Genomic DNA, 26,129 nt, shown 5'->3' with positions numbered 1-26,129 from the left:
GGAACGCCGGAACGGGCCGCGGCGGAACCGCGGCCCGGCCCGAGCGGTCGGTCGGGGGGAGGAGCCCGTCAGGCCTGCGGCTTGCGCGACTTGTCGGTCACGGTCACCAGGCCCGCGATGATGAGGAAGGCCACGACCGGGATGCCGAGGAACAGCCCCAGCGTCTCGATCACGCTCAGCCCCGGCCCCGGGTCGGAGCCGTCGTCCACGCTGTTGGCGAACGCGGGGGACGACACGAGCAGCATCAGCGCCGTGGTGGCCGAGACGGCACCGGCGCGCAGGGCGTTCTTGTTGAGCTTGTCCACGCTCTCAAAGTAGCGAACGCTCCCGTACCCCGCGCGCCCGGGGTGCCCTTCACGGGGGCTACGGGACATCCGTCGCCCCCATCGCCGTGCGCACCTCGTGGGCGAGGGCGTGCAGCCGCGGCGAGGCGGCCAGCTGCTCCAGGGTGAGCGGGCGGCCCTCCGCGTCGGCGATCGGCAGCCGCCAGTTGGGGTACTCGTCCCAGGTGCCGGGCAGATTCTGCGGGCGCCGGTCGCCGACGCCGTCGGGCAGCCACACCCCGACCATCCGCGCCGGCGTCGCGGCCAGGAAGCGGTGCACGGCCTTCACCACGGACTCCTCGTCCCGCGTGCCCTCCGGCAGCAGCCCGAGCCGGCCGAGCAGCGCCAGCCACTCCGCGACGTCCACCGCGTCGGCGGCCTGCTCCTCCTCCAACGACCGCGTCAGCAGCCCCAGCCGGTGCCGCAGCCCGACGTGCTCGCCGGTCAGCCGCGCGGCCGTGGTCGGCAGGTCGTGCGTGGTCACGGTGGCCAGCACGTCCGCCCGCCACTCCCGCGGCGGCAGCGGCCGGGCGTGCCCGTGCCCGCCCGCGGCGGCCGCCCCCTCCCAGTCCCGCTCGAACCAGAGCACCGACGTGCCGAGGATGCCCCGGTCCGCGAGCTCCTCCCGTACGCCGGGCTCCACCGTGCCGAGGTCCTCCCCTATGACGACCGCTCCCGCGCGGTGCGCCTCCAGGGCGAGGATGCCGAGCATGGCCCCGGCGTCGTAGCGCACGTACGCACCCTCGGTCGGGGGCCTGCCCTCCGGCACCCACCACAGCCGGAACAGCCCCATCACATGGTCGATGCGCAGCCCGCCCGCGTGCCGCAGCACACCGCGCAGCAGATCGCGGTACGGCGCGTACCCGGTGGCCGCGAGAGCGTCCGGGCGCCACGGCGGCAGCCCCCAGTCCTGGCCGCGGGCGTTGAAGGCGTCCGGCGGGGCGCCCACCGACATGCCGCGGGCGAGGGCGTCCTGCAGCGCCCAGGCGTCGGACCCGGAGGGGTGCACCCCCACCGCGAGGTCGTGCACGACGCCCACGGCCATCCCGGCGTCACGCGCTGCCCGCTGCGCCGCGCCCAGCTGACTGTCCGTCAACCAAGCCAGCCAGCAGTGGAAGTCGACCTGGTCCAGCCGCTGCCCGCGCTGCCGGGCGACCTGCCCCGACCGCGGGTCCCGCAGCCCGGCCGGCCAGGAACGCCAGTCGTGACCGTGCAGTTCGGCCAGCATCGACCACGTGGCGTGGTCGTCCAGCGCCTGCCCCTGCTCGGCCAGGAAGTCCCCGTACGCGGCCCGGCGGCCCGGCGACAGCGGCACCTTGCGGACCAGCGCCAGCGCCTCGCGCTTGAGCTCCCACACCGCGTCACGGTCGATGAGGGCGTCCTTCAGCAGCACCGAGTCGCGCAGCACCGCCGCCCGGCGCAGCAGGTCCGCCGCGCGCTCGCGGTCCCCCGCGTCGAGATGGGCGTACTCCGGGATCTCCTCCACCCGCAGGTACACCGGGTCCGGGAAGCGGCGCGAGGACGGCCGGTACGGCGACGGATCGGTCGGCCGCCCCGGCACCGCCACGTGCAGCGGATTGACCTGGAGGAAACCCGCGTGCAGCGCCCGCCCCGTCCACGCCGCGAGGTCCGCCAGGTCACCGAGGTCGCCCATGCCCCACGAACGCGCCGACAGTACGGAGTACAGCTGCGCCATGAAGCCGAACACCCGCTCGGGCGGCCCCGGAAGCCGCTCCGGCGCCACGACCAGCAGCGCCGACGCGGTCCGCCCGTCCGGCGTCCGCGCCCGCAGCGCGTGCCGGCCGACCGGCAGCGCCGCGCGGCCGTCCCACGCGCTCTCGACCCCGTCCTCGCGCTCCACCCGCAGGGCCGTGCCCTCCGGCAGTGTCAGCCCCGCCGGGCGCCCGGCCCGCAGCACCACGTTCCGGGGCAGCAGCCGCTGCCCCGCCCGCTGCTCGTGCTCCGCCAGTGCGTCCCGCACCGCCGCGGGCGTCGAGGCGTCCACCCCGAGCGCGGCCAGCACCTGGACGACGGTGTCGTCCGGCACCCGCACCTCCCGGTCGGCCGAGGGGCGGTACGTGGGGGCTACGCCGTGCAGCACGGCAAGTCGGTCCCGCTCGGCGGCATCGGTCATCGGGGTGCGCTCCCGGGGGTGGTCGAAACAGGGCGACAGCCTCAGCCATACCCAATGCGTGCGGGTTCGCTGCGCTGGCCGCCCGGGTTTTTTCCCCGCCCTCCCGCCCTCCCCCAACCTTCGGCCGGGGGTGCCCCCAGCCCGGCACGGTAAGTGCGGGCCCCGCCCGTTTGCCGTGGGGTCGGTGCCGCGCCGGGGTACGTCCTCAGCGCTCGCGGGTTACCCCCGCGATTCGTGTACCGCGGTCACCGCTCGTCGCTTCCGGGCGCACCCCGCCACACCCCCTCCCGGGGCCGGTGGGGCGACTTACGGCCGGTGGGGGTTCGGATGGGCACTTGCGGTGACCCCGGACCGCCTCTTCGCCCACCCACCGGGGATCAGGCGCATGGCGAAACCTGAGGGGGCGGGGTCGGAGGGGTGGCGTTCTGGACTGTGGAGCATATTTGGGTGCACAACCCGGAGTGATCAAGCCGGGTACCAGAGGCACCTAAATGTGCTGTCCAGAATGGCAGCCCCGGAGGCCCCGAACCCGGCCCCCGGACAACGCGCGTCGGGGCGCCCTGACTTCACAGGGCTCACGGGAGGGTGGGTGGGGGAGAAACAGGCCAGGGGGCCGCAGCCTCAAGCTGCTGCGCCAGGGCGAGAAGCGGCCCCTCCGCGCCGTGAGGCGCGCCGAGCATCATGCCGATCGGCAGTCCCCCCGCGCTCCACCCCAGCGGCAGCGACACCGACGGCAGCCCGGCGATGTTCCAGGGCGCGGTGAAGGGGGTGAAGGCCAGTTGCGCGGCGAAGTCGGCCGCGGGGTCGGCGTCGTCACGCAGGGTGCCGACGGGTGCGGGGAGCTGGGCGAGGGTCGGGGTGAGGACGGCGTCGTAGGGCTGGACCGCGCGGGCCAGTTTGCGGCCCGCGGCCTGCATCGTGCCGAGGGCGCGCGCGTAGTCGAGGCCGCCGACGTCCAGTGCCTGGGCGCGCAACCACGCGGTGAGCGGGAGCAGTTCGTGCTCGCGCTGCGGCGGGACGGGCGTGAGGGCCGCCATGACCGCCCATACCGGGGTGAACGCGTCCCGGTCGCCGGGGGCCAGCGGTTGGGGCACGTCGACGACCTCGTGCCCGAGGCTTTCCAGCAGGGCCGAGGTCCGCTCGTACGCGGCGAGCACTTCCGGGTCGACGGTGGCCCCGGCGACGTCCGGGCGGGCCCAGCGGGCGATGCGCAGCCGGCGCGGTTCGTGGTCGCACCACCGCAGGAACGTCCGCTCGGGCCGCGGCAGCGGGAAGGGGTCGCCGGGGGCCGGTTCGGAGAGCACGTCCAGGAGCGCGGCGGCGTCGCGTACCGTGCGGGCGATCGGGCCGCCCACGGCGAGTCCGCTGATGTCGCCGCCGGGTGCGAGGCTCACCCGGCCGCGGCTCGGCTTGAGGCCGACCACGCCGCAGCAGCTCGCCGGTATCCGGATGGAGCCGCCGCCGTCGCCGGCGTGCGCGGCCGCCGCGAGGCCCGCGGCGACGGCGGCCGCGGCGCCGCCGCTGCTGCCGCCCGCGCCGCGGGTGAGGTCGTACGGGGTGCGCGCGGGCGGTCCGACGCGGCCCTCGGTGTAGGCGGGCAGTCCGAACTCGGGGGTGTTGGTCTTGCCGGTCATCACCGTGCCCGCGTCCCGGAGCAGGGTCACCACGTGGGCGTCCTGTTCGGCGACGCGGTCGGCGAACACGGGGGAGCCCGAGGTGAAGCGGATCCCCGCCACCGGGGTGAGGTCCTTCACCGGGACCGGTACCCCGAGCAGGGGTGGCAGGTCCCCGCCGGCCAGCAGCAGCCGCTCGGCGCGCCGGGCGTCCTGAAGGGCCCGTTCCGGGGTGACCGTGAGGTACGCCCCGAGCGCGGGGTCGATCCGTTCGATCCGGTCCAGGTGATGGGTCGTCAGCTCGACCGGTGAGATCTCCCGGCGGCGTACCGCGGCGGCCTGTTCCAGCATCGTCAGCTCGTGGGGTGCGGTCACCCTGCCCAGCCTAGGCCGGTACGGCCCGGGCAAAAGGCCGGGGCGGGTGCTCGTTCCAGCACCCGCCCCGGATCGTGCGCAAGGTCGCGCGGACTAGCCCGCGTTCACCTTGCCGATGATGACGCTGCCGGTGCCCGCGGCGGTGCCGTTGGCGTTGAGCAGCTGGACCTCGCCGAAGAACTGGCGTCCCGCCGGAGCGGGGGCGGCCACCAGCACGTTCGCGGTGACGTTCGCCGAGGCGCCGTTGGCCAGCGGCACGCTTGCCGCCTCGTCGACGACGACCGAGCCGAGCGACGCCGAGTAGAAGACGTCACGGTAGTCGTACGCGGTGGTGCCGGACGGGACGGCGAAGCCGTCCACCTCGATGGTGTAGGTGCCGGCCGCCGGGTTGGCGATGCTGACGGCCTCCTCGGAGTCGCCGTCCGCGGAGCGGCCGACCTCGACGCCGTTGCGGAAGACGTACAGGTCCAGGTCGGCGCCGGTGTCCGAGGTGCTGCCGATCGCCACGTCGAGACGGGTGGCGCCCGCGGGCACGACGACCTGCGTGTCGATGACCTGGCCCTCGCTGATGGACGGACGGGTCGCCTCGGCCGAGCCGAGCGCGCCGCCCTTCAGCTTGCCCTGCACGGCGGCGAAGCCGTTGGTGACCTTCCACGAGACCGGGGCCGGGGTGCCGACGGTGGCCTCGGCGACGGTCTGGACCTCGGGGTCGAAGGAGACGCCGAGCGCGGTCGCGGTCAGGGTGTACGGGTTGTCCAGCAGCGGCGAGGTCCGCCGTGCCTCGACCTCGAACTCCCAGACGCCCGGCAGCGGCTTCGCGTAGGAACGCAGGTCGGGGCGGCAGGTGTTGGCCGGGTTGTTGTAGTTCGGGTAGCAGGACGGCGTGGAGGTGTCGTCCACCGGGACGCCCCACGGGTTGATGGCGATGAAGCGGGTCTGGCTGCCCGCCGCGAGACCGCTCATCCTGACCTCGAGCGACTTGGCGCCCTCGGGCACGGTCACGAAGTACGACGTGGTGCTGTTGCGCTGGACCGTGTCGGACGCGGTGAACGCGTAGCCCGGCTTGGCCTGCGGCGTGGCGACCACGACCGTGTTGAGGATCTGCTGGTCGACACCGCGCGTCGACGGGTCGTCGACCTCGAGGATCGCGCTGTGCGCGCCGGCGGTGTGCGGCTTGGCGGTGATCTGCACGGTGACCGGCGTGTTCAGCGGCAGGTCGACGGTGTCGTCACCGGGGAACCGCCAGGTGCTGTCGTCGTTCAGCCAGTGCAGGTCGTGGCGGATCACGCGGTCCGGGCCGGAGGTGCGGGTGAGCGTGACGTCGTACGTCTTGCTCTGGTTCGCCTTGAGGCCGGTCTCGCGGTCGTAGACGCCGGTGCCGTAGCCCGGGGTGGCCAGGAACTGCGACAGGGCGGTGGAGACCGGGGCCTTGACCGTGTAGGTGTTGGCGTCGGCACCGGTCTTGATCAGATGCCAGGCGCGGTCCACGTCCAGCAGGCCGGCGCCCTGGGCGAAGGCCTGGACGTCCTTGATCTTCTTCGCGGTGCTGATCAGCGCGGTGCGCAGCTTCACCGGAGTCAGGTCGATGCCGGCGTCCTTGGCCGCGGACAGCAGCAGCGCGGAGGCGCCGGCGGCCTGCGGGGAGGCCATCGAGGTGCCCTGGAGCATGCCGTAGCCGGGCGGCAGGCTGTAGCCGGCCTCGGCGACGGGGGCGCCGGGCTCCCAGGTCGGGATGGCGTTGATGGAGGCACCGGGGGCCGAGATGACCGGCGCGATGCCGCCGTCCTCACGCGGGCCGCGCGAGGAGAACGGCATCATGTCGTAGTCCTTGGTGACCTGCGAGCCGTAGTTGGCCGCCCAGGTCTCCTTGGAGATCGTCGCGCCGACGCTGATGACCTTGTCGGCCAGGCCGGGGTCGCCGATGGTGTTGAGGCCGGGGCCGCTGTTGCCGGCCGAGATGACCAGCTGGACGCCGTAGTCGTCGATCAGGCGGGTGTACAGCTGGGCGCGCACGTTGTTGCCGTCGTTCAGCGCGGGCAGGCCGCCGATGGACATGTTGACGATGTCCACACCGCGGTTGACGACCAGGTCGATCATGCCCTCGGTCAGCGCGATGTTGGTGCAGCCGCCGTCCCAGGAGCAGGCGCGCGAGGAGACGAGCTTCGCGCCCGGCGCCGCGCCGATCATCTTGCCGCCGAACAGGCCGTTGGCGGAGGTGATGCCGGCGACGTGCGTGCCGTGCTCGGACTGGATGACGCCGATGTTGACGAAGTCGGCCTTCTTGCCGATCCAGTCGCCGCCGTACGGGTCCGTCGGGACGTCCTTGCGGATCTCCACCACGAACGGGATCCGCTCGGAGATGGCCGTCGCGGGGTTGTCGGTGCCGAAGTACCCGACCTGGAAGCCGTCCTTGTACGGCTTCATCGGGGTGTCGTCACCGAAGTTGCCGTTGTCGTTGAGGTCCACCCGGACGGTGCCGGCGGCCGGGTCGTAGAGCACGCCCCACAGGTCGGTGGTGTCGCCGTCCCGGTTGAGGTCGCCGGCCATGTCGCCGCCGACGGTGGCCGACTCGCGGAACACCGTGACCTGCTGCGAGGGGTTGAGGGCGGTCCAGGTCCTGGTGCCCACGGTGACCGTCGGGCCGTTGGTCATCCGGCGCCAGGTGGCATCGTTGTCCAGGATCGGGTCGGTCGCCGTGACCCAGTCGACGATCTTGCGCTCGCCGGTGGTGGTCTTCTGCAGCGCCGGGTGGCCGAGGTCGACGCCCGAGTCGAGGATGCCGATGGTGACGCCGCGGCCGTCGGCCTCGGGGTTCTTGCGGACGAAGTCGGCCGCGCCGGTCTCCCACGCGGGCTGGTACGGGTTGACCGCCGGGGTGTTGGCGTCCGGGCCCGGGTAGGTGACGGCCGCGGACTTCTTCGCGGAGGCCGTGGCGGCGTCGCCCGACGGGGTCGGGTCGTCGAGCTTGATCTCCTGCTTCAGGTCGACGGCCTGCACGGAGGAGAGCTCCTGCGCCGCCGCGATGGCGGCGTCGGCCTTGCCCGTCGGGACGGTGGCGCGGACGTAGCCGAGCTTGTCGTACGTCCGGTCCACCGAGGCGCCCTTGAGGGCGTCGATCTCGTCCGAGATCTGCTCGGTGGAGCCCGCCTTGGTGGCGATCATCATCGTGACGTTCTTGTCGCCGGCGGCCTTGGCCTTGGCGAGCAGTTCCGCGTCGGCGGATCCGAGCTTGTCGCCGGCGGTCTTGACCGCCGCGTCCGCGGGGTCGTGCGCCGGGTCGGCGAAAGCGGTGGAGGCGGATATTCCGGTCGCGGTCAACGCGGCGACGAGGCCCGCGGCGAGCGCGATGCGGACGCGTCTCTTCCCGCGTATGTGTTCAAGAGACATGGGCATCCTTGTTCAAGATTTGGGCGCCAGTTGACGGACACAGTGGTCCATGTGCCGGGTTGTTGGGGAGTGCCGGAGATGGCGCAGGTCTGCCATGACGCGAATGCGTCAACGTGGCGACGACTGCGAATGCCGCACAATGCCCCAACCCGCCCAAGTCGCCGTCCACGCGCCCGCGGTACGGCCCTGCCATGCGGGGGGACGGGTGAACATCGAATGAGCAGTTCACTGCGGAAGGGCCGGTCCCGGATGGCCGGCGCGCGGACCGCCGGCCGATGTCAGGGGACCGGCGTCGGCCGTTCCGCCCGTGTTGGGCCACCGGTCACACCGGTCACCGGTGCCGCCCCGCCCCTCGCGAGGTACCGCGCCGCTGTGTCCACTCCGTCCACACCGAACCTTGGCCGATTGCCACCGAGCATCGACCGACGGCCCTGCGCGGGCGGGGGGTCGGCTCAGCGCCCGGCACGATGGAGCCATGGAGATCGAAGTCCCGTTGTCGGGCGGACGCATCACTCCTGGCGTGGTCAGGGTCGGCAGCACCGTCCGGCGGCCGGTCGGCGCGTCGTCCTCGTTCGTCGCCGAGCTGCTCGGTCATCTGCGGCAACAAGGTTTCACCGGCGCTCCGCGTCACCTCGGGTTCGACGCGGTCGGTCGGGAGGTGTTCAGCTACCTCCCCGGCTGGGTGCCTGCCCGTTTCCAACGCTGGACCGACACGCAGGTGGCCGCCGCGGGCTCCCTGCTCCGCGCTTTCCATGACGCCACGCGCGGCAGCCGCCTGGCCGGCCGGCACCCCGTGGTCTGTCACCACGACCCAGGGCCGAACAACACGGTCTTCGCGAACGACGTCCCGGTCGCCTTCATCGACTTCGACACCGCCGCGCCCGGCGACCCCCTTGAGGACCTCGGATACATGGCGTGGACCTGGTGCATCTCCTCCAGACCCGACGCACCGCCCGCCACCGCACAGGCGGCGCAGGTGCGCGTCCTCGCCGACGCGTACCGGCTCGACTCCGCTGCCCGTCCCCGCCTCATCGATGCCGCGCTCGACCGGCAGACCCGAAACGCCCATTGGTGGCGCAGCCACCTCGCAGGCCCGCCCCCGCACGTCGCCGGAGGCCAGGAGATCGCCGAACGCATCCGGTGGTCCGACAGCGATCACGCCCATACCTCGGCCAACCGCGCGATCTTCGAAGCGTCCCTGGTCTGACGGATCGACGCGACGGCCATCGGTCAAGGGTCGATGTCGCAGGACACCCCCTGCCGCACCCGGTCTGACGGACCGGCAGTCCCCGGCGCCGCGTGTGCCCCCGCCTCGTCCCGGCCGCCGGCTTGTACCCACCCCCGTGGCCCCCGCCGGCGGACCGTCTTCCGTGGCCGGAACGGGCGCCCAGTGCCCGTATCGGTGAGACCGCGCCTCTGCACGGCCGTTCCCGGGAGGTCCCCACCGCCTCCCGTCCCCGGCTCGTCCGCAGAGCCCGGTCTCTGGTCGGCCTCAGCGGGGGAGTACCACCACGTACGAGGCCGGGTTGCGGTCCACCGAGGCCATCAGCGCGGTACGGACGACGGCCGCCTGCTGCTCCAGCGCCTCGCGCAGCTTCTTCGGGGTGATGTGCACCACCGTGATGCCGAGCCGCTCCAAGTGCTCGCGCTTGCGGGCGTACTCCGACCACAGGGCGTCCTCGTCCTGGCGCGGGGCGCGCGCGTCGATCTCGACGGCGACCGCGTGCTCCGGCCAGTACGCGTCGACGCCCCCCAGGTGCGGGCCGCCGGGCAGCCGCAGGTCCACGTTCCACACCGGGTCCGGCAGGCCGAAGCAGCGCACCATGTCGTACAGGCGGCTCTCGGCGATCGCGCGGCCCTCGGCCAGCAGCGCGTCCACGGCCTCGACGACGTGCGGCCGCGACAGGAGCCGCGCGCGGCTCAGCTCCCGGACGACGGACGTGGCCTCGCAGTGCCCGCCGCGCACCGCCTCGGTCAGCACCAGGCGCACCGTCTCCGCGTCCTCGAGTTCGGCCACCGCGTCGGCCAGTGCCCGCTGCACCGGGGCGCACGGGATACCGCCCACCAGGTGCGGGCGCGGCGGGGTCTGCGTCCGCACGAAACCCACGTCGCCCGCGGCGCGCACCTTGCGCTGACGGGCCACCAGCAGGTCGATCCGCTCCAGCCCGAGCAGTGGGGGGACCGAGGAGAAGCGGTGCAGGGCGAGGCACGCCAGGCCGGTCACCATCGCGTCGCCGTCCGCGTACAGCAGCGCCGCCTGCAGCCGTTCCTCGCTGGTGGGCGGTCCCGGGTGCAGCACGTAGACCTTGGGCAGCACCTCCTGCCACGGGCCGTCCGGTCCGCAGCGTTCCGAGAGCGTGCCGGGGGTGACGCCGTGCTCGCGCAGCTGACGTGCGGTCAGTACCGCGGGCCGCTTGCGGGAGGGGTGGTCGAGGGGGCGGGGGCTGAGGGGGGTGTTGTGGTTCATGTCGGGTCAATTCCCGCTGCCCGGGGGCGGGCTAACCGCTGTTACCGTTCCGTCGACAAATGCGGACATCCCCGCACTAAAGTTCAGACGTTCGGTTGCCGAAGGGCGGATTTCACCTATCCGGGTGTACCGGCCCCGGCTGCCTGCGGATTCGTCACCGCGGTACCCGGGGCACCAGGGGGTGCCCGGACGGGGGACCGTACGCCGTTGGGGTGACCGGACGTCTGTTCCCGGGGGAGCGGGGGCGCGCGGGTAGCGTGCGGGGGTGCGCCGACCGCCGGGCGGCGCACCCCCGCACACGACCTCGGGTCAGGCCTCCGCGCCGGCCGCGGTGTCGCGTTCCTGGGCGCGCAGCGCCCGCGCGAGGTCGTCGCGGCACTCGGCGACGAGCCGCCGCAGGGCGGGAGCGGCACCGGAGTGCGCGTCCAGCCACGCGTCCGCGGCGTCGACGGTCTCCGCGCGGTCCTGCAGATGCGGGAAGAGCCCCCGGACCACGGCCATGGCGATCTCGATCGACCGCTCCGCCCAGATCCCCTCGATGGCGGCGAAGTACCTCTCGGCGTACGGCGCCAGCAGTGCGCGCTGCCCTGCCTGCTCGAAGCCCGCGATGGTCGCCTCGACCAGCGCGTTGGAGAGCGTGTCGGACTCCACGACCGCCGCCCAGGCCTGCGCCTTGACCGCCGCCGAAGGACGCGCCGCCAGGCAGCGCACCTGGTGCCGCCTGCCGGAGGCGGTGTCGTCGCGGGCGAGTTCGGCGTCGATGACGGACCCGTCCGCGGCGCCGCCCGCGGCCAGCGACTCCAGGAACGTCCAGCGCAGTTCCTGGTCCACCTCCAGGCCGTCGACCTTCTCGGTGCCGTCCAGGAGCGAGCGCAGGAACGCCGTCCCGGCCTCGCCCGAGGCGACCGAGGCGTGGAAGCGGGCCCAGGCCAGCTGGTGCCCGCTGCCGGGCTCGGCCGCGCGCAGCTCGCGCAGGGCGCCCTGCTCCAGGGCGCGCAGCCCCTCCTCGCGCCACTGCGGCGCCGCGTAGTCGTGCAGGGCCGTACGGGCCTGCATGTGCAGGCCCTGGAGCACGCCGATGTCGGTCTCCGCGCCCGCGAAGCGCAGCACCAGGCCGAGGTAGTCACGGGCCGGCATGAGCCCGTCGCGCGTCATGTTCCACACCGCGGACCAGGTCAGCGCCCGCGCCATGGGGTCGGCCAGCTCGCCCAGGTGCTCCCGGACGGCGGCCAGGGAGTCCTCGTCGAAGCGGATCTTGCAGTACGTCAGGTCCTCGTCGTTGACCAGGACGAGGTCGGGGCGCTCGGCCCCGGCCAGCTCGGCCACGACGCTGTGCGCTCCGGCGACGTCGGTCTCGGTGCGCGCGTACCGCTCCAGGGCGCCGCCGGGCGTGCGGCGGTAGAGCCCGACCGCCACGCGGTGCGGCCGCAGCTGCGGGTGCGAGGCCGCGGCCTCCTGCACCACGGCGAGCTCCGCGACGCGCCCCTCGGCGTCGTACGTCACCTGCGGCGTCAGCGAGTTGACGCCCGCGGTCTGCAGCCAGGCCCGGGACCACTCGGCCATGTCGCGCCCCGAGGTCTCCGCCAGCACCGACAGCAGGTCGCCGAGCCCGGTGTTGCCGTACGCGTGCCGCTTGAAGTAGCGCCGCGCGCCCTCGAGGAACGCGTCCCGGCCGACGTAGGCGACCAGTTGCTTGAGCACCGAGGCGCCCTTGGCGTAGGTGATGCCGTCGAAGTTGAGCTTGGCGTCCTCCAGGTCGCGGATGTCGGCCGTGACCGGGTGCGTGGACGGCAGCTGGTCGGCGCGGTAGGCCCACGCCTTGCGACGGTTGGCGAAGGTGATCCAGCCGTCCTTGTAGCGGGTCGCCTCCACGAGCGAGAACGCGCCCATGAAGTCGGCGAACGACTCCTTGAGCCACAGGTCGTCCCACCACTTCATGGTGACCAGGTCGCCGAACCACATGTGCGCCATCTCGTGCAGGATGACGTTGGCCCGCGCCTCGTACGACGCCTGGGTGACCTTGCCGCGGAAGACGTACTCCTCCCGGAAGGTGACCAGGCCCGGGTTCTCCATCGCGCCGATGTTGTACTCCGGCACAAAGGCCTGGTCGTACTTCCCGAAGGGGTACGGGTAGTCGAAGTGGTCGTGGAAGAAGTCCAGGCCCTGCCGGGTGACGGTGAAGATGTCCTCGGCCTCGAAGTGCCGGGCCAGGCCCTTGCGGCACAGCGCGCCCAGCGGGATCTCCAGCTCCGTGCCGTCCGCCAGGGTGCGCCGGTAGCTGTCGTGCACCATGTGGTACGGCCCGGCGACGACCGCCGTGATGTACGTCGAGATCGGCCGGGTCGGCGCGAAGTGCCGGGTCTCGCCGCCGTCCGAGACGCCGGTGACCCGCTCGTTGCTCAGCACCACCCAGGACTCCGGGGCGGTCACCGAGAAGGTGAAGGGCGCCTTCAGGTCGGGCTGTTCGAAGTTCGCGAAGACCCGGCGGGCGTCGGCCGGCTCGTACTGCGTGTAGAGGTAGACCTCGCCGTCCTCGGGGTCGGCGAAGCGGTGCAGACCCTCGCCGGTGCGGCTGTACGCGCACTGCGCGTCGACGACCAGCACATTGTCGGCGGCCAGGTCCGGCAGCGCGATCCGCGCCCCGTCGAAGACCTCCGCGGGGTCCAGCTCCCGCCCGTTGAGGAGCACCGACGTGACGGAGGGCGCCACCAGGTCCGCGAAGCTCGCCGTGCCCGGCTCGGCGCAGCGGAAGCGGATCGTGGTGACCGAGCGGTAGGTCGGCTCCTCCGCCCGGACCGCCGACCGGAGGTCGAGCGCGACCTCGTAGCCGTCCACGGCGAGCAGCCGGGCCCGCTCGTGGGCCTCGTCACGCGTGAGGTTCTCACCGGGCACGGGGTCTCCATCCTTGGCACGTCGTTGTGGGGTCCGTCTTGTGGACGCCAGGCATCTTCGCACGCGGCACCCGGGGCCACCGCACGGGAATGGCGATGCGGCCGGGGGTGTTCCCTGTTCCGCACCACGTGTCGATGTGTCATGCCCCGAGGAGACAACCGTGACCGAGACCACAGACGCCACCACCCCGACCCCGGTGGACTTCTGGTTCGACCCCGCCTGCCCCTGGGCGTGGATGACCTCCCGCTGGATGCTGGAGGTGGAGAAGGTGCGCCCCGTCGAGGTGCGCTGGCACGTGATGAGCCTGGCGGTGCTCAACGACGGCCGCGACCTGCCCGAGCAGTACCGCGAGTTCCTCACCACTGCCTGGGGCCCCGTCCGTGTGTGCATCGCCGCCGAGCAGAAGTACGGCAGCAAGGTGCTCGGCCCCCTGTACACCGCCCTGGGCACCCGTATCCACAACCAGGGCCTGGGCCACAAGGACCGCGACGTGATCGTCGCCGCCCTGGAGGAGGCGGGCCTGCCCGCCGACCTGGCCGACTTCGCCGACAGTGACGCCTACGACACCGAGCTGCGCGCCTCCCACCAGGAGGGCATCTCCAAGGTCGGCCAGGACGTCGGCACCCCGGTCATCGCGGTCCCCGGCGCCGACGGCGAGCAGATCGCCTTCTTCGGCCCCGTCGTGACCCCCGCCCCCAAGGGCGAGGCCGCGGCCCGCCTCTGGGACGGCACGCTGCTCGTCGCGTCGACCCCCGGCTTCTACGAGATCAAGCGGACCCGCGACCAGGGCCCGATCTTCGACTGATCCCCCCTCCGGGGCACCTGGGGCCGCTCAGAAGTGGCGGAGCAGTTCGGGGAAGGCCGTCAGCCGCAGCACGCGCCCGTCGGCCGGGTCGATCTCGGACTGCTCCAGCACCCAGGTGTGGGCGTTGGGGATGTGGACGGCGTTCATCCCCGCCTCACGGGCGGGGATGATGTCGGACTTGGGGGAGTTCCCGATCATCCACGTGGCCTCCGGCACGAAGCCGTAGTGCGCGATCAGCCCCCGGTAGGTCTCCACGTCCTTCTCCGGGACGATGTGCACCCCGCGGAACCGGCCGGCCAGCCCCGACGCCTCGACCTTGCGGGACTGCTCCTCCGTGTCGCCCTTGGTGAGCAGCAGCAGGTCGTGGCGGCCGCCCAGCGCGTCGAGGGTGTCCGCGACCCCGGGCATCAGCTCCACACGGTGCTCGGTGAAGGCCAGCGCCAGCTCGTCGATGCGGCGGGCCTCCTCCGCCGTCCTCGGCCGCTCCCGAAGCTGCTCCAGGCACTCGCCGAGGCTGCGCAGGAACACCTTGCTGCCGTACCCGTGGACGAGCGCGTTCGCCGCCTCGATCTCGTCGAGCAGCGCCCTGATCCGGCCCCGGTCCAGCACCGGGTGGTCGACCCAGTCGAGGAAGTCCTCTATCACCCGTTCGAAGACGACGTTGTTCTCCCAGAGCGTGTCGTCCGCGTCGAAGATCAGTACCTGCCCGGTCGGCCTCGCGTCACCCATGGCGGGAGCCTAACCAGCGCACGGGCTCCGGGGCCCGCGATTATCCGGCGGGGCAGGCGGCGTCGAGCTCGGCCCGCGTCGGGGGATCGGCGCCCACCCGGGTGCAGTTGATCGCGGCCGCGGTGACACAGCGGGTCAGTACCCCGGACAACCGCTCCGGGGCGGTGGGCACGCCCGACGCGGCGACCGCGTCCAGCAGCGCGGCCTGGAAGGCGTCGCCCGCCCCGATGGTGTCGACCACCGCCACCGGCGGCGCCGCCACCCGCACGACCGCGTCCCGGGTGACCGCCGCAGCGCCCCCGGCGCCCAGGGTGACGACGGCCAGCCGCGGCCCCTCGGCCAGCAGGACCCGGGCCGCCTCGGTGGGATCGAGGCGCGGGAAGAGCCAGGCCAGGTCGGCGTCGCTGGCCTTGACCACATCGGTGACCCCGGCCAGCCGGAGGCACGCCTTGCGGTAGGCGAGCCGGTCCGGCTGCACCGCGGGCCGCACGTTGAGATCGGCGACCACGGTGCGCCCGGGGAGCGCGTGCAGGTCCCGGCACAGCTCCAGCACCCGGCCCGCCCCCGGCTCGATGACGGTGGCCAGCGAGCCGGTGTGCAGCACCGCGGTGTCCGGCGGCACGGCCAGGTCCTCGGGGTCCCAGGAGGCCAGGAAGTCGTACGAGGCGGAGCCCTCCCGGTCCAGGTACGCCATCGCCAGCGTCGTCCGCCCGGCCGGGCCCGGCGCCCGGACGACGTCGATCCCGGTCGCCGCCAGATGGTCCCGGACCAGCTCGCCGGGCGGGTCCTCGCCCCAGGTCGTGACCAGGGTGGTGGGCCGGCCGAGCCGCCGCAGGCCGACCGCCACGTTGGCCGGGCTGCCGCCGGGCAGCGGGGTGACCCCGCGCTCCCCGGAGCGCCACAGCAGGTCGACGAGGACCTCGCCGACCACGGTGACCCGGGACGGGGCGGACGGAGACGCGGGGGACGGCGACGGAGCACTCATCGGGTCGGGTACGCCTCCAGTTCGGTGCGATCGGGCGGCATCCGGAGCGGGGCGCCGTCGCAGAAGGATAAGAGCGGGACGCCGCGGCCGCCCCCGCGGGGCCGGGCGCGGCGCCGTTGCGGCGCGATTCCCCCGGCGCCACCGATTGGAGAGATCCCACAGCGGCCGTTTCGCCTTCCCGTGACGAAGCTCACGTGTCGTGTGGTTCCTTGTAGGGATGCCACCACCACGGCGATCAGGGCTTTGTGCTCGGCCGACGATGATCGGGGCGAGGGAGCCGGGTTAACGTCGCGGTGACCGAACAGACCCTCACTCCGCGGAGTACCGATGGCCACCGCAGTTCCCGCCGCTTCCGCCGTACGCACCCACCCGGTCCTCGCCGACCTGATCCCCGCGTCGCGGCTGCGGGACGCCACCCTCGTGCTGGGCGGCGCCGTACTGACCGGCCTGGCCGCGCAGTTGTCGGTGCCGGTGCCCGGCTCGCCGGTGCCGGTGACGGGGCAGACCTTCGCGGCGCTGCTGGTCGGCACCGCGCTCGGCGCCCGCCGCGGCCTGCTCGCGCTCGCCCTGTACGCGGTGGCCGGCGTCGCCGGGATGCCGTGGTTCGCCGACGGTTCGTCGGGCGCGGGCGCGCCCAGCTTCGGCTACATCCTCGGCATGGCGCTCGCCGCCGCCGTCGTGGGCGGGCTGGCCCGCCGCGGCGCGGACCGCAACGTGTGGCGCACGGCCGGCACGATGGTGCTCGGCAGCGCCGTCGTCTACGCCGTCGGTGTCCCCTACCTCGCGCTGGCCGCGCACCTCTCGCTGAGCCAGGCCGTCTCCCTGGGCCTCACGCCCTACCTGATCGGTGACGCCGTCAAGGCGGCCTTGGCCATGGGCGCGCTGCCCGCGGCCTGGAAGCTCGTCGGCCGCCGCGGCTGACCGTACGACCCGTACGCAACGACCGAGGGGGCGGCCGCCGGCCGCCCCCTCCGTCGTGCCGGCGCGGCCGGTCAGTGCCGGGCCGACCGCGGGCGCCGGGTCAGCCACAGGCCGGCGCCGCCCGCGGCCAGCAGCAGGCTGCCGCCCAGGGCGAGGACGGCTGTGCGGTCGGGGGCGCCGGTACTGGGCAGGGTGCCCGAGGCACTCGGGCTCGGACGGACGGACGCGTCGGGGCCGAAGGGCACGTTGTCGGTGCCCAGCAGCAGCGGGGTGTCGGGTGCGTTGGGCGTCGGCTTGCTGGTGCCGAAGGGAACGGGCCCCTGCTGCCACAGCAGCACGCCGTCCCGGTCCATGACGGGCAGGCAGATCCTGCCCTTGCCCTTCAGGTCGTAGGTCGCGGACACCGGGTAGCTCCGGCGCTTCCCGGCGGCCAGAGTGCCGACGTCGCAGCTGAACCCGCTGTTGGAGCCCTTGGGCAGCTTGCCCTCGGGGATCGGGTCGCAGCCCTTGACCCCGGTGATCCTCATCGCGTCGAAACCGACGACCAGCAGCGTGAGTCGAGGGGACTCCTTCTTCCCCTTGTTGAGGACCGTCGCGGTGATCGAGGTCTTCCCCGTCGTGTTGTCGACGGAGATCCGGGACGGCAGTTCGGTGGCCACCTTCACCCCCGCGGGGACCTTCGGCCCCGGGGTGCCTCCCTGGCCGCTGCCGGGTACGGGCTCGGCCCCGAACGCGGGCCCGGCGAACGCCAGCCCCAGCACGGCCACCGCCGCGGCCGTCCGCCGAACGTGAATTCGCCGATCGAAAAGGCGCATTGCGCTTCCCCCTTCTTGCCTCCGCATCAGCGGTATCTGTGAAGAGGTACCACAAGATTCGGGGCATCTATGCTGTGATGGTGGCAAGTTCATACTTCTGTCCCGGACCCGTCGTGAATGATGCGATACCGGACAGGAATTGAGGGGCAGGGGGAATTCCTCCCGCAGTGGGGAGTCCGGGCATGGTGGGAAACACGGGCGGCGACGTGCGCGGCCGGCTGGTCGTGGGCCGCTACCGGCTGGCGGAGACGATCGGCCAGGGCGGGATGGGCCGGGTGTGGCGGGCCGTCGACGAGGTGCTGGACCGCCAGGTCGCGGTCAAGGAGATGCGGCTGGACGACATGGCGGCCGAGGACGCGCGCGTCCGCCGCGAGCGCACCCTGCGCGAGGCGCGCGCCACGGCCCGCATCGACCACCCCAACGTGGTGCGCGTCTACGACGTGGTCCAGGAGGCCGACCGGCTCTGGATCGTGATGGAACTGGTCGACTGCCGCTCCCTGGAGCAGGTGCTCGTGCAGGACGGCCCGGTCGACCGCGCCGAGGCGGTGCGGATTGCGACCGGTCTGGCACGGGCGCTGCGCGAGGTCCACGCGGTCGGCGTGCTGCACCGGGACATCAAGCCGGGCAACGTCCTGATCGACACCCGCGGGCGGGTGGTCCTCACCGACTTCGGGATCGCCGCGATCCAGGACTCCGCCGCGCTCACCATGGCCGGGATGCTCATCGGCTCCCCGGACTACATGGCCCCGGAGCGCATCGAGGGCCGGCAGCAGGGGCCGCCGTCGGACCTGTGGTCGCTGGGTGCCACCTTGTGCGCCGCGCTGGCCGGGCAGTCGCCCTTCGCCCGCCCCACCACCCTGGCCACCCTGCACGCCGTGCTGTACGAGGAGCCCCAACTGCCCCCGGAGGCGGGCCCGCTGCGCGAGACGCTGGCGGCGCTGCTGCGCAAGGACCCGGAGGAGCGGCCGACCCTCGACCTGCTCGACGAGGCGCTGGCCGCCCTCGCCGGCCCCGTGGGCGGGCCCACCGTCGTGACCCGGCAGGCCCCGCCGCCCGCCGAGGAGGGGTACGTCCCCACGCTCGCGGTGGGCGGGGCGCCGCCGCCCGCACCGGAGCCGGAGGACGCGGTCCCGCCCGGCTGGGAGGCGTACGCGGCCGCGAAGAGCGAGCAGCCGGCGCCCGAGCCTGCGCCCGAGCTCGCGCCTCCACCGGAACCGGCCGTCCCGGCCGGGACGCCCGAACCGCCCCCCGCCCGCGCCCGGTTCCGCCGCGCCGCCCTGCTCGCCGGTGCGGGCCTGACCGCCGCTGCCGTCGCCGCGACCGTGGTCGTGCTCACCGCCTCCCGCACCGGCCACCGCGAGGGCCCCGTCGTCGCCGGCACCAGCCGCCCCCCGGCGAGCGCCACGGCGCCGCCCGCCACCTCACCCGCCACCGCGTCGGTCTCCGGCCGCAACGAGACCGGCTTCGCCTGGCAGCCCCCGCACGGCTGGACCCGAACGGCCAAGAGCCCGTCCAACGTCCACTACCACGCCCCGGACGGACGGCAGGAGATCGCCGCCTCGTACGCACTCGCACGCGGCGGCGATCTCCTCCAGCAGTGGCAGGACTTCGAGGCGAACTCCCACGACGTCCCCGGCTACCGGAAGATCCGGCTGGAGCGGACGACGTTCCGCGGCCGCCCGGCCGTCGTGTGGGACTACTCCTTCTCGCAGGCCGGCTCCCCCTGGAAGGCGCGGCAGCTCGGGTTCACCGAGGCGGGCAAGTCGTACCAGGTCAACATCTGGTACGACGCGGCCGTCGAGCCCGCCGCGCTGTCGGTCTACGAGGAGGTGACCGCGTCCTTCCGGCCGCTCTGAACCCGCCGGCGGACCACCGCGACGCCGATCACCCCCAGGGCCAGCAGGACCGAGACGACCACCTGGTCGCGGCCCCCGCAGCCGCACCCGCCCCGGCGCATGCGCAGCCGTAAGAAGCAGATCACCAGCCGGACGAACAGCGCGATCGCGCCGGAGGCGTTGCGCACGAAGAGGAAGACGCTGTCCGGGTACGTGTGGTCGCAGAAGACGGCGGCGAAGCCGAAGACCACCGAACCCAGGATCGCCGCACGCGGCACACCGTGGGTGCTGGTCCGGGCGAACGCCTTGGGCGCGTCGCCGCGCCGGCCGAGCGAGAACGCCGTGCGGGAGGCCGACACCGCACACGGCCATCACTCCCTCACCTGTTTTCTCCCGGGAGACCCGGGCCGTCGAGCCGGGGAGGAATGGGTGCTCAGGCCGGAGCCGCGGAGCGGCGGAGTCGGCTGCGCATCGCCCACGTGATGCTGGTCCGGGCTGGTCCCAACCCGGCTGGTGCCGATCGTGCAAGAGCCGGCGGACTGCTGGTCCCCAGCCCACGTGAGCCAGAAATCCCCGCCCGTTGGGGCGGCGGGGAGGACGTCAATCGGAGCACCCGGGGCGGCACCCTCGGGGGTGGCCGTGCCACACTCGACGCTATGCGCGTGTACCTCGGCTCCGACCATGCCGGCTTTGAACTGAAGAACCACCTCGTCGAGTGGCTCAAGGCCAACGGCCACGAGCCCGTCGACTGCGGACCGCACGTCTACGACGCCCAGGACGACTACCCGCCGTTCTGCCTGCGTGCCGCCGAGGGCGCGGCCGCCGACCCCGACAGCCGTGGCATCGTCATCGGCGGCTCCGGCAACGGCGAGGCCATCGCGGCCAACAAGGTCAAGGGCGTGCGCGCCGTGCTCGCCTGGAGCGAGGAGACCGCGACCCTGGGCCGCGAGCACAACGACGCCAACGTCATCAGCGTCGGTGCCCGCATGCACTCCCGCGAGGACGCCACCCGCTTCATCGAGGTCTTCCTGGGCACGCCGTACTCGGGCGAGGAGCGCCACTCCCGCCGGATCGCCATGCTCACCGCCTACGAGGCCACCGGCGAACTGCCGCCCGTCCCGGCCGACCCCCGGGAGAGCTGATCCGGGCATGCCCGAGGGGCATACGATCCACCGCCTCGCCGCGGACCACGAGGAGCGCTTCGGCGGCCACGCGGTCCGCGCGAGCAGTCCGCAGGGCAAGTTCTCGGACGGCGCCGCACTGCTGGACGGCCAGGTGCTGCTGGGCGCCGAGGCCCACGGAAAGCACCTGTTCCTGGGCTTCGGGCCGCTCGGCTGGGTCCACGTCCACCTGGGCCTGTACGGCAAGTGCGCCTTCGGCGCCGGGCCGGGCGGCGCGCCCGTCGGCCAGGTGCGGCTGCGGCTGGCCACCCGCGACCACCACATGGACCTGCGCGGCCCCACCGCCTGCGAGCTGATCACGGACGGGGAGAAGCAGGCGATCCACGACCGCCTCGGCCCCGACCCCCTGCGCCCCGCGGACACCGGCGACCGCGCCTGGTCCCGTGTCGCGCGCAGCCGTACCAGCGTCGCCGCGCTGCTCATGGACCAGAAGGTCGTCGCCGGCGTCGGCAACGTCTACCGCGCCGAGGTCCTCTTCCGGCACGGCATCGACCCGTACACGGCGGGCCGCGACCTCGGCCGCGAGCGGTGGAGCGCGGTCTGGGACGACCTGGTGGCCCTCATGCGCGAGGGCGTGCGCAACAACCGGATCGACACCGTCCGGCCCGAGCACACGCCGGAGGCCATGGGACGGCCGCCGCGCGTCGACGACCACGGCGGCGAGGTCTACGTCTACCGCCGCGCGGCCATGCCCTGCCTCGTCTGCGGCACCGAGGTCCGCACCGCCGCCCTCGCGGCGCGGAACCTCTTCTGGTGCCCGGGCTGCCAGCCGGCCGCGGGCGGCCGCGGCTAGGACCGCCCTGGGCGCCGTGCCGTCGGACGCCTTCCCCCAGCGGCGGCCGGGGGAGGGCATGCGACGACACGGCCCGGAACCGCCCCTAGAAGCCGTGCGGCAGCCACGGCGCGATGTCGCCGGCAAAGGCGACCGACGTCTCCTTCACCGCCCCGCCGCGCAGTTCCCGTACCCGGCCGGCCCGCTCCAGCGCGGTGAGCGAGGTGCCGCCCAGGTACGCCGCGCCCAGCTCCCGCGCCGACAGCGCGAGGTCCGCGGGGTCGGTGGTGCGCTCGCACGAGGCGCCCTTGGTGTCGCCGCAGAGCCGCCACCGGCCCTCGTTCCAGGGGCAGAAGGGGTCGGTGACCTCCAGCACGACGTCCACCGGCGCGGTGTACGTACGGGCCGCGAGTGCGGCGCCCACCTCGACCGGGCGCAGCAGCATGCCCTCCTTGAAGCGCACGCCGCAGCGGCGCACGTCCTCCACCATGTGCAGGACCGCGTCGTCGGCCGGGCGGTTGCGGGAGGTGATCCGGCAGGTCAGGTCGATGCCGAACAGGTAGCGCCACAGGGCGCCGCGGGCGGCCGGGTCCAGGGCCTCCAGGTCGCGCAGCACGACCGTGCCGTCCGGGCCGTGCGCGTTCCAGGAGCTCTTGACCGCGTAGCGCACATAGCCGACGACCTCGCCGTCGCGCTCGGCGAGCACGCACTGGAGGTTCGACGCCCCGTCGCGGTACGCCTCCGGGTCGAGCACCCCCTTGCGCTCCCATCCGGGGCGCCGCTCCAGCATGCCCGGGCGGCCCGGGACCAGTCGCGCGTAGACCGCCTCGCACGCCGGGACCGACGCCTCGGGGTCCGCGAAGCGCAGTGTCACGTCGTCGGCGCCGTTCGGCACCGTCAGGCCGGCGCGCACGGTGTCGATGTCCACGATCATCTGGTCGGTGGCCACCGCGTAGCCGAAGCGGCCGTAAATCGCCGGTTCCGAGGCGGTCAGCACGGCCAGCGGTTCACCGAGCCCGCGCACCTCGTCCAGCTGCCGCCGCATCATCGCGGTCAGTACCCCGCGGCGCCGGTGCGTCGCGGCCACGCTCACCATCGTCACGCCGGCCGCGGGCACCACCACCCCGCCCGGCACTGTCAGCCGGAAGGAGAAGGCCCCCGCCGTGCCGACGATCTCGTCGCCGTCCCAGGCGGCCAGCGACCGCCCGGTCTCCGTCACGGAGCGGTCGAAGTCCCGCTCCTCCGCCGGCATCGCCGCGCTGCCGAAGGCCCGCTCCAGCGTGCCGAACCACGTGTCCCACTGCCCGGGTTCGAGTACCCGCAAGTCCACCGTCATGTTTCCTGACTACCAGCGGCCTCCCGTACCGGCGAGCGATTTTCGCCGCGGGTTGCGACGGGACGGCGAACCGCCGGGGGGACCTGCGCTGCGGAGAACGGGTGACAGTGGATAGGGTCGCCGGGAACATGGCACAACGCCCGGTAGGAGACGGCTTGAGGGCCAGGTGGGGGAGGACCGCCCACCAGGCCCGCGTCGGCCTGCGCAAATCCGCGGTCGACTACTTCCGCGGGGACGCCGCCGACTGGCTCGCGCTGGTCGTCCTGCTGCTCTGCGTCCCCGTGATCGCCTGGGGCACGGTGCTCGCCCCGCAGTGGTGCCCGCCCACCACGCTGGTGCTCCCCGTCCTCCTCGGCGGGCTGCTGCTGCGGCCGTCGAGCCTGCTGCTGCTGTACGGCAGCTCGGCGGTGGCGCTGGTCGTGGAGTCGGCGGTGCTGGGCCCGTACCGGGACGGCGTGGGCCGGGTCACCCCGGGCACCGTGCTGGTCGTGGCGGCGGTCGCGCTCGCCGGGCTGGTCGTGGCCCAGTTCCGCGCCCGGGTCGGTGTGCCCTGGATGCGCGGCGGCACCATGCTCTTCGACCTGCGCGAGCGCATCCGGGTGCAGAGCAGGATTCCGCGGCTGCCGGACGGCTGGCACGCGGAGATGGCGCTGCGCCCGGCCGGCGGCCAGTCGTTCTCCGGCGACTTCGTGGTGGCCACCCGCACCACCGGGGGGCGGATCCTGGAGGCCGTCCTCACCGACGTCTCCGGCAAGGGCATGGACGCGGGCTCACGGGCCCTGCTGCTGTCCGGCGCCTTCGGCGGGCTGCTGGGCTCGCTCCCGCCGCACGCCTTCCTCACGGCCGCCAACGGCTATCTGCTGCGGCAGAACTGGGACGAGGGCTTCGCCACCTCCGTCCACCTGGTGCTGGACCTGGAGACCGGGGACTACGAACTGCTCTCCGCGGGGCACCTGCCCGGCATGCAGCTGAGCGCCGGCACCGGCCGCTGGGAGGAGAAGGCCGCCGAGGGCCCGCTGCTGGGCGTGTACGACGGTGCCGAGTTCCACGGCGTGAAGGGCACGCTGCGCTCCGGCGACGTCCTGCTGCTGTTCACGGACGGCCTGGTGGAGGCCGCCGGACGCGACATCGCCGAGGGCATCGACCGGCTCATCGGCGAGGCCGACCGCTATGTCGCGCACGGCTTCCGCGGTTCGGCCTGGCAGTTGATCGAGGCGGTCGCCAAGGACGTCAACGACGACCGCGCCCTGCTCATCGTGTGCCGGGACTGACCGTCTCGGTACGGCGGAACGCCCAGGCCATCCGCGGCTGCACCGCGAAGCGGAACAGCCTCTGCACCGGCGGCGTGCACAGCGCACTGACCACGGCGGCCGCGATCAGGGTGCACGCCACCCTGCCCGGCGCGGTGTGCACCCACGGGGGGTCGAACCAGCCCAGGGACAGGGCGGTCTTCACCGCGAAGCCGTGCAGCAGGTAGCCGTACAGCGTCCCGGCTCCCAGGGCGGTGAACCAGGTGCGGCGGCGCGGCACCCATGCGAAGAAGCACGCGGTCAGCAGCAGGGAGAGGCAGAAGAGCCCGGCGGTCGCCACCGCGCCGAGGGCGACCAGGAACCAGGTCAGGTACCAGGGATCGAAGATGCTGATCGGCTGCGACGGGTCGTGCTCCGCCCAGCGCCTGAAGAGGCCGTACGCCGTCTCGAAGAGCACGTACGGCACGACGACACCGGTGACGAGGCGACGGGTCGCGGTCGCCGGGGGAGCGGGCACCGCCGGGCCCGGTGGTCCCGCGGGGGACCGGCGGCGGGGACGTGCCGTCGAACTCCTGCGGGGGCTGGAACATTCGAGGCACCAGGGCGAGCTGAAACCTGTCGCGTGAATTCTCTCTGGAATGCGGATGACGTCTCGGCTGCCCCGGAGTTGACCTCCCATCCCGATGTCGTATTCGTCCGTTGATGTCCTGCGTCAAAAGGGCTGAACGGGAGGGAATACCCACCTTCCGGTACCCGCGGTGACGGTGCGTGCGTCAACTGAATGTGTACGACAACGATGTGACGGACATTCATGTGCGACGGGCAGTGCAATGACCGGAATCGCCTTGCCGGAAGGACGCGGGATGCCGCCGCGCGGCGGCCGTTGGGCGGGCGGGTGCCCCGCGTCACAGGTGTGCGCCCCCGGTCTGCGGGGAAGGTGAGCCCTGCGGGGTCTCGGTGTCGGTGGCAGGTGGCACGATGGACGTCGCGGGGGCGCGGCTGCCGCTGTTCCCCCGGAACGATGAGGCGTCAGACCGAGGATGTGATCCCCAGTGGCCATCTCCCTGTCCGTGGTGCTCTTGTTGGCGATCATCATGGTCGTGCTCATCAGGGGCAAAACACTCAAAGTCGGACCGGCGATCATCGCCGCCCTGTTCGGCTTCTTCCTTGCTTCCACGGGCATGGCGCCCGCGATCACCAAGTTCCTGGACTCGCTGGCGGACACCATCAACCAGATCAACTTCTGACGGTGCGGGCCGGACGGCCCGATCCGCCCCCTGGGGAGTGGAGCTGACGCGGGCTCAGACGCCTGCGGGCGTCCGCTCCTGCGCGGTCCCGACGATGCGCCGCAGTGCCTCGGCGCGTTCCGCGGGGTCCGTCGCCGACAGCAGCGCGGCGAGCACCGCGATCCTGGCCTGTCCGGCGCGCAGTGTGCCGGCCAGTACGGCGCCGGCCGCCGCGAGGTCCACGGCGCCCCCGCCGGTGTAGATCGGCGCGACCGGCCCGGCCGCGACCCGGGTGCTCACGGCGACCAGCACGCCCGCGTCCACCGCCCGCCGCACGGCCTCGGTGAACTCGGGGGTGGCGTTGCCTGCGCCGGTGCCCACCAGCACGATGCCCTGGGCGCCGGCGGTCAGCGCGGCGTCGAAGAGCACCGGGTCGGCGTCCACGTGGTGCATCACGACGTCGACGCGCGGTGCCGGCGTCCCGGTGCCCGGGAGGGGCAGCGCGGCGGCCCGCGCGTGCGGCCCGTCCCAGGCGATCTCGCCGAACTTGACCCGCCCCAGCGGCCGTCCCGACGGGTCCGCGAAGGCCTGCACGTCCAGCGTGTGCGCCTTGACGGTGCCGCGGGCGGCGTGCACGAAACCGCCGAAGGCGATGACCACGCCGACGTCCTGGGCGGTCGCGGCGGTCAGCAGGGCGTCGTACAGATTGCCCGCGGCGTCGCCGTCGACGGCGTCCAGGGGCAGTTGGGCGCCGGTGAACACCACCGGTCGCCGGTCGTCGTGGTGGAGGTCCAGCAGGAAGGCGGACTCCTCCATGGTGTCGGTGCCGTGCGTGACCACGATGCCGTCCACGGCCGGGTCGGCCAGTACCTCGTGCACCGTGTGCAGCAGCAGCATCTGGTGGGCGGTGGTCAGCTGGGAGCTGTTCACCGTGAACAGGTCGCGGACGGTCACGTCGACGCCCTCGGGGACCGCTCCCGCCGCCAGCACCTCGCGGCCGGCGGCCTCGGCCGCGTAACCGACCCCCTGCCACCGGCTGGCGATCGTGCCGCCGGTGCCGATCACGACGATGTGCTTCACGTG

Annotated in this window: 20 protein-coding genes and 1 pseudogene; 8 read left to right on the top strand and 13 right to left on the bottom strand. The window is 73.4% G+C overall.

Translation table 11 applies throughout. From position 1 onward, the window contains the following. Positions 1 to 68 precede the first annotated feature (68 nt). From ACIP9H_RS04095 to ACIP9H_RS04080, 4 genes are all read right to left on the bottom strand, one after another. On the bottom strand, positions 69 to 305 hold the full coding sequence (locus tag ACIP9H_RS04095; protein ID WP_401582853.1) for a hypothetical protein: 237 nt from the start codon (positions 303 to 305) through the stop codon (positions 69 to 71). A gap of 58 nt (positions 306 to 363) precedes the next feature. Next, positions 364 to 2,457 (bottom strand): 4-alpha-glucanotransferase, encoded by a 2,094-nt coding sequence (gene malQ, locus ACIP9H_RS04090; RefSeq protein ID WP_401582851.1) that lies wholly within the window; start codon positions 2,455 to 2,457, stop codon positions 364 to 366. A 575-nt stretch (positions 2,458 to 3,032) separates the two neighbouring features. After that, on the bottom strand, positions 3,033 to 4,445 hold the full coding sequence (locus tag ACIP9H_RS04085; RefSeq protein WP_401582849.1) for an amidase: 1,413 nt from the start codon (positions 4,443 to 4,445) through the stop codon (positions 3,033 to 3,035). A 93-nt stretch (positions 4,446 to 4,538) separates the two neighbouring features. Beyond that, the gene (locus ACIP9H_RS04080) at positions 4,539 to 7,832 is read right to left on the bottom strand and encodes a S8 family serine peptidase (RefSeq protein ID WP_401582848.1); all 3,294 of its coding nucleotides are present in this window, start codon (positions 7,830 to 7,832) and stop codon (positions 4,539 to 4,541) included. 475 nt (positions 7,833 to 8,307) lie between these two features. Between ACIP9H_RS04080 and ACIP9H_RS04075 the strand changes: the two genes are divergently transcribed. Further along, the gene (locus ACIP9H_RS04075; RefSeq protein WP_401582846.1) at positions 8,308 to 9,039 is read left to right on the top strand and encodes a phosphotransferase family protein; all 732 of its coding nucleotides are present in this window, start codon (positions 8,308 to 8,310) and stop codon (positions 9,037 to 9,039) included. Positions 9,040 to 9,324: 285 nt separating this feature from the next. Here ACIP9H_RS04075 and ACIP9H_RS04070 read toward each other — a convergent pair whose 3' ends face one another. Continuing rightward, on the bottom strand, positions 9,325 to 10,299 hold the full coding sequence (locus ACIP9H_RS04070; RefSeq protein ID WP_401582844.1) for a hypothetical protein: 975 nt from the start codon (positions 10,297 to 10,299) through the stop codon (positions 9,325 to 9,327). 309 nt (positions 10,300 to 10,608) lie between these two features. Next, positions 10,609 to 13,191, bottom strand: a complete 2,583-nt coding sequence (gene pepN, locus ACIP9H_RS04065; protein ID WP_401582843.1) for an aminopeptidase N — start codon at positions 13,189 to 13,191, stop codon at positions 10,609 to 10,611. 160 nt (positions 13,192 to 13,351) lie between these two features. On the opposite strand from pepN, the gene ACIP9H_RS04060 reads away from it, so the two are divergent. Beyond that, the gene (locus ACIP9H_RS04060) at positions 13,352 to 13,996 is read left to right on the top strand and encodes a DsbA family protein (protein ID WP_401582841.1); all 645 of its coding nucleotides are present in this window, start codon (positions 13,352 to 13,354) and stop codon (positions 13,994 to 13,996) included. Positions 13,997 to 14,023: 27 nt separating this feature from the next. Here ACIP9H_RS04060 and ACIP9H_RS04055 read toward each other — a convergent pair whose 3' ends face one another. Together ACIP9H_RS04055 and ACIP9H_RS04050 are read right to left on the bottom strand one after the other, a co-directional pair. Continuing rightward, entirely contained in the window at positions 14,024 to 14,725 is a 702-nt protein-coding gene (locus tag ACIP9H_RS04055; protein WP_401582840.1) for an HAD family hydrolase, read from the bottom strand. Between the two features lie 40 nt (positions 14,726 to 14,765). Further along, the gene (locus ACIP9H_RS04050) at positions 14,766 to 15,710 is read right to left on the bottom strand and encodes a carbohydrate kinase (RefSeq protein WP_401582838.1); all 945 of its coding nucleotides are present in this window, start codon (positions 15,708 to 15,710) and stop codon (positions 14,766 to 14,768) included. Between the two features lie 327 nt (positions 15,711 to 16,037). Between ACIP9H_RS04050 and ACIP9H_RS04045 the strand changes: the two genes are divergently transcribed. Beyond that, the gene (locus ACIP9H_RS04045; protein WP_401582836.1) at positions 16,038 to 16,631 is read left to right on the top strand and encodes a biotin transporter BioY; all 594 of its coding nucleotides are present in this window, start codon (positions 16,038 to 16,040) and stop codon (positions 16,629 to 16,631) included. Positions 16,632 to 16,702: 71 nt separating this feature from the next. On the opposite strand, the gene ACIP9H_RS04040 is transcribed toward ACIP9H_RS04045, so the two are convergent. After that, a complete protein-coding gene (locus tag ACIP9H_RS04040; protein ID WP_401957358.1) occupies positions 16,703 to 17,446 on the bottom strand; it encodes an LPXTG cell wall anchor domain-containing protein in 744 nt (247 codons plus the stop codon). A 182-nt stretch (positions 17,447 to 17,628) separates the two neighbouring features. Here ACIP9H_RS04040 and ACIP9H_RS04035 point away from each other — a divergent pair, with 182 nt between their 5' ends. Then, positions 17,629 to 19,302 (top strand): serine/threonine-protein kinase, encoded by a 1,674-nt coding sequence (locus ACIP9H_RS04035; RefSeq protein WP_401582832.1) that lies wholly within the window; start codon positions 17,629 to 17,631, stop codon positions 19,300 to 19,302. Here the strand turns inward: ACIP9H_RS04035 and ACIP9H_RS04030 are convergent. After that, a complete protein-coding gene (locus ACIP9H_RS04030) occupies positions 19,266 to 19,640 on the bottom strand; it encodes a hypothetical protein (RefSeq protein ID WP_401582830.1) in 375 nt (124 codons plus the stop codon). The genes ACIP9H_RS04035 and ACIP9H_RS04030 overlap by 37 nt on opposite strands. Before the next feature lie 297 nt (positions 19,641 to 19,937). On the opposite strand from ACIP9H_RS04030, the gene ACIP9H_RS04025 reads away from it, so the two are divergent. Both ACIP9H_RS04025 and ACIP9H_RS04020 read left to right on the top strand, forming a co-directional pair. After that, a complete protein-coding gene (locus tag ACIP9H_RS04025) occupies positions 19,938 to 20,423 on the top strand; it encodes a ribose-5-phosphate isomerase (protein WP_401582829.1) in 486 nt (161 codons plus the stop codon). A gap of 7 nt (positions 20,424 to 20,430) precedes the next feature. Then, positions 20,431 to 21,255, top strand: a complete 825-nt coding sequence (locus tag ACIP9H_RS04020; RefSeq protein WP_401582827.1) for an Fpg/Nei family DNA glycosylase — start codon at positions 20,431 to 20,433, stop codon at positions 21,253 to 21,255. 85 nt (positions 21,256 to 21,340) lie between these two features. On the opposite strand, the gene ACIP9H_RS04015 is transcribed toward ACIP9H_RS04020, so the two are convergent. Continuing rightward, on the bottom strand, positions 21,341 to 22,570 hold the full coding sequence (locus ACIP9H_RS04015) for a GNAT family N-acetyltransferase (RefSeq protein WP_401582825.1): 1,230 nt from the start codon (positions 22,568 to 22,570) through the stop codon (positions 21,341 to 21,343). A 128-nt stretch (positions 22,571 to 22,698) separates the two neighbouring features. Between ACIP9H_RS04015 and ACIP9H_RS04010 the strand changes: the two genes are divergently transcribed. Further along, positions 22,699 to 23,841 carry a PP2C family protein-serine/threonine phosphatase gene (locus tag ACIP9H_RS04010; protein WP_401582824.1) on the top strand — a complete coding sequence of 381 codons (1,143 nt, stop codon included), beginning with the start codon at positions 22,699 to 22,701 and terminating at the stop codon, positions 23,839 to 23,841. Here the strand turns inward: ACIP9H_RS04010 and ACIP9H_RS04005 are convergent. Then, positions 23,822 to 24,310, bottom strand: a pseudogene (locus ACIP9H_RS04005) (hypothetical protein); the annotation flags it as partial. The gene ACIP9H_RS04010 and the pseudogene ACIP9H_RS04005 overlap by 20 nt on opposite strands. 562 nt (positions 24,311 to 24,872) lie before the next feature. Here ACIP9H_RS04005 and ACIP9H_RS04000 point away from each other — a divergent pair. Beyond that, the gene (locus ACIP9H_RS04000) at positions 24,873 to 25,067 is read left to right on the top strand and encodes a hypothetical protein (RefSeq protein WP_401582822.1); all 195 of its coding nucleotides are present in this window, start codon (positions 24,873 to 24,875) and stop codon (positions 25,065 to 25,067) included. Between the two features lie 54 nt (positions 25,068 to 25,121). Here ACIP9H_RS04000 and ACIP9H_RS03995 read toward each other — a convergent pair whose 3' ends face one another. Then, positions 25,122 to 26,126, bottom strand: coding sequence for an asparaginase (locus ACIP9H_RS03995; RefSeq protein WP_401582820.1), 1,005 nt, complete (start codon positions 26,124 to 26,126; stop codon positions 25,122 to 25,124). Between the last annotated feature and the right edge of the window lie 3 nt (positions 26,127 to 26,129).

It is taken from the genome of Streptomyces sp. NPDC088732, from assembly GCF_044751205.1.
Taxonomy (GTDB): Bacteria; Actinomycetota; Actinomycetes; order Streptomycetales; family Streptomycetaceae; genus Actinacidiphila.
This window is presented reverse-complemented; position numbering and strand designations above follow the sequence as displayed.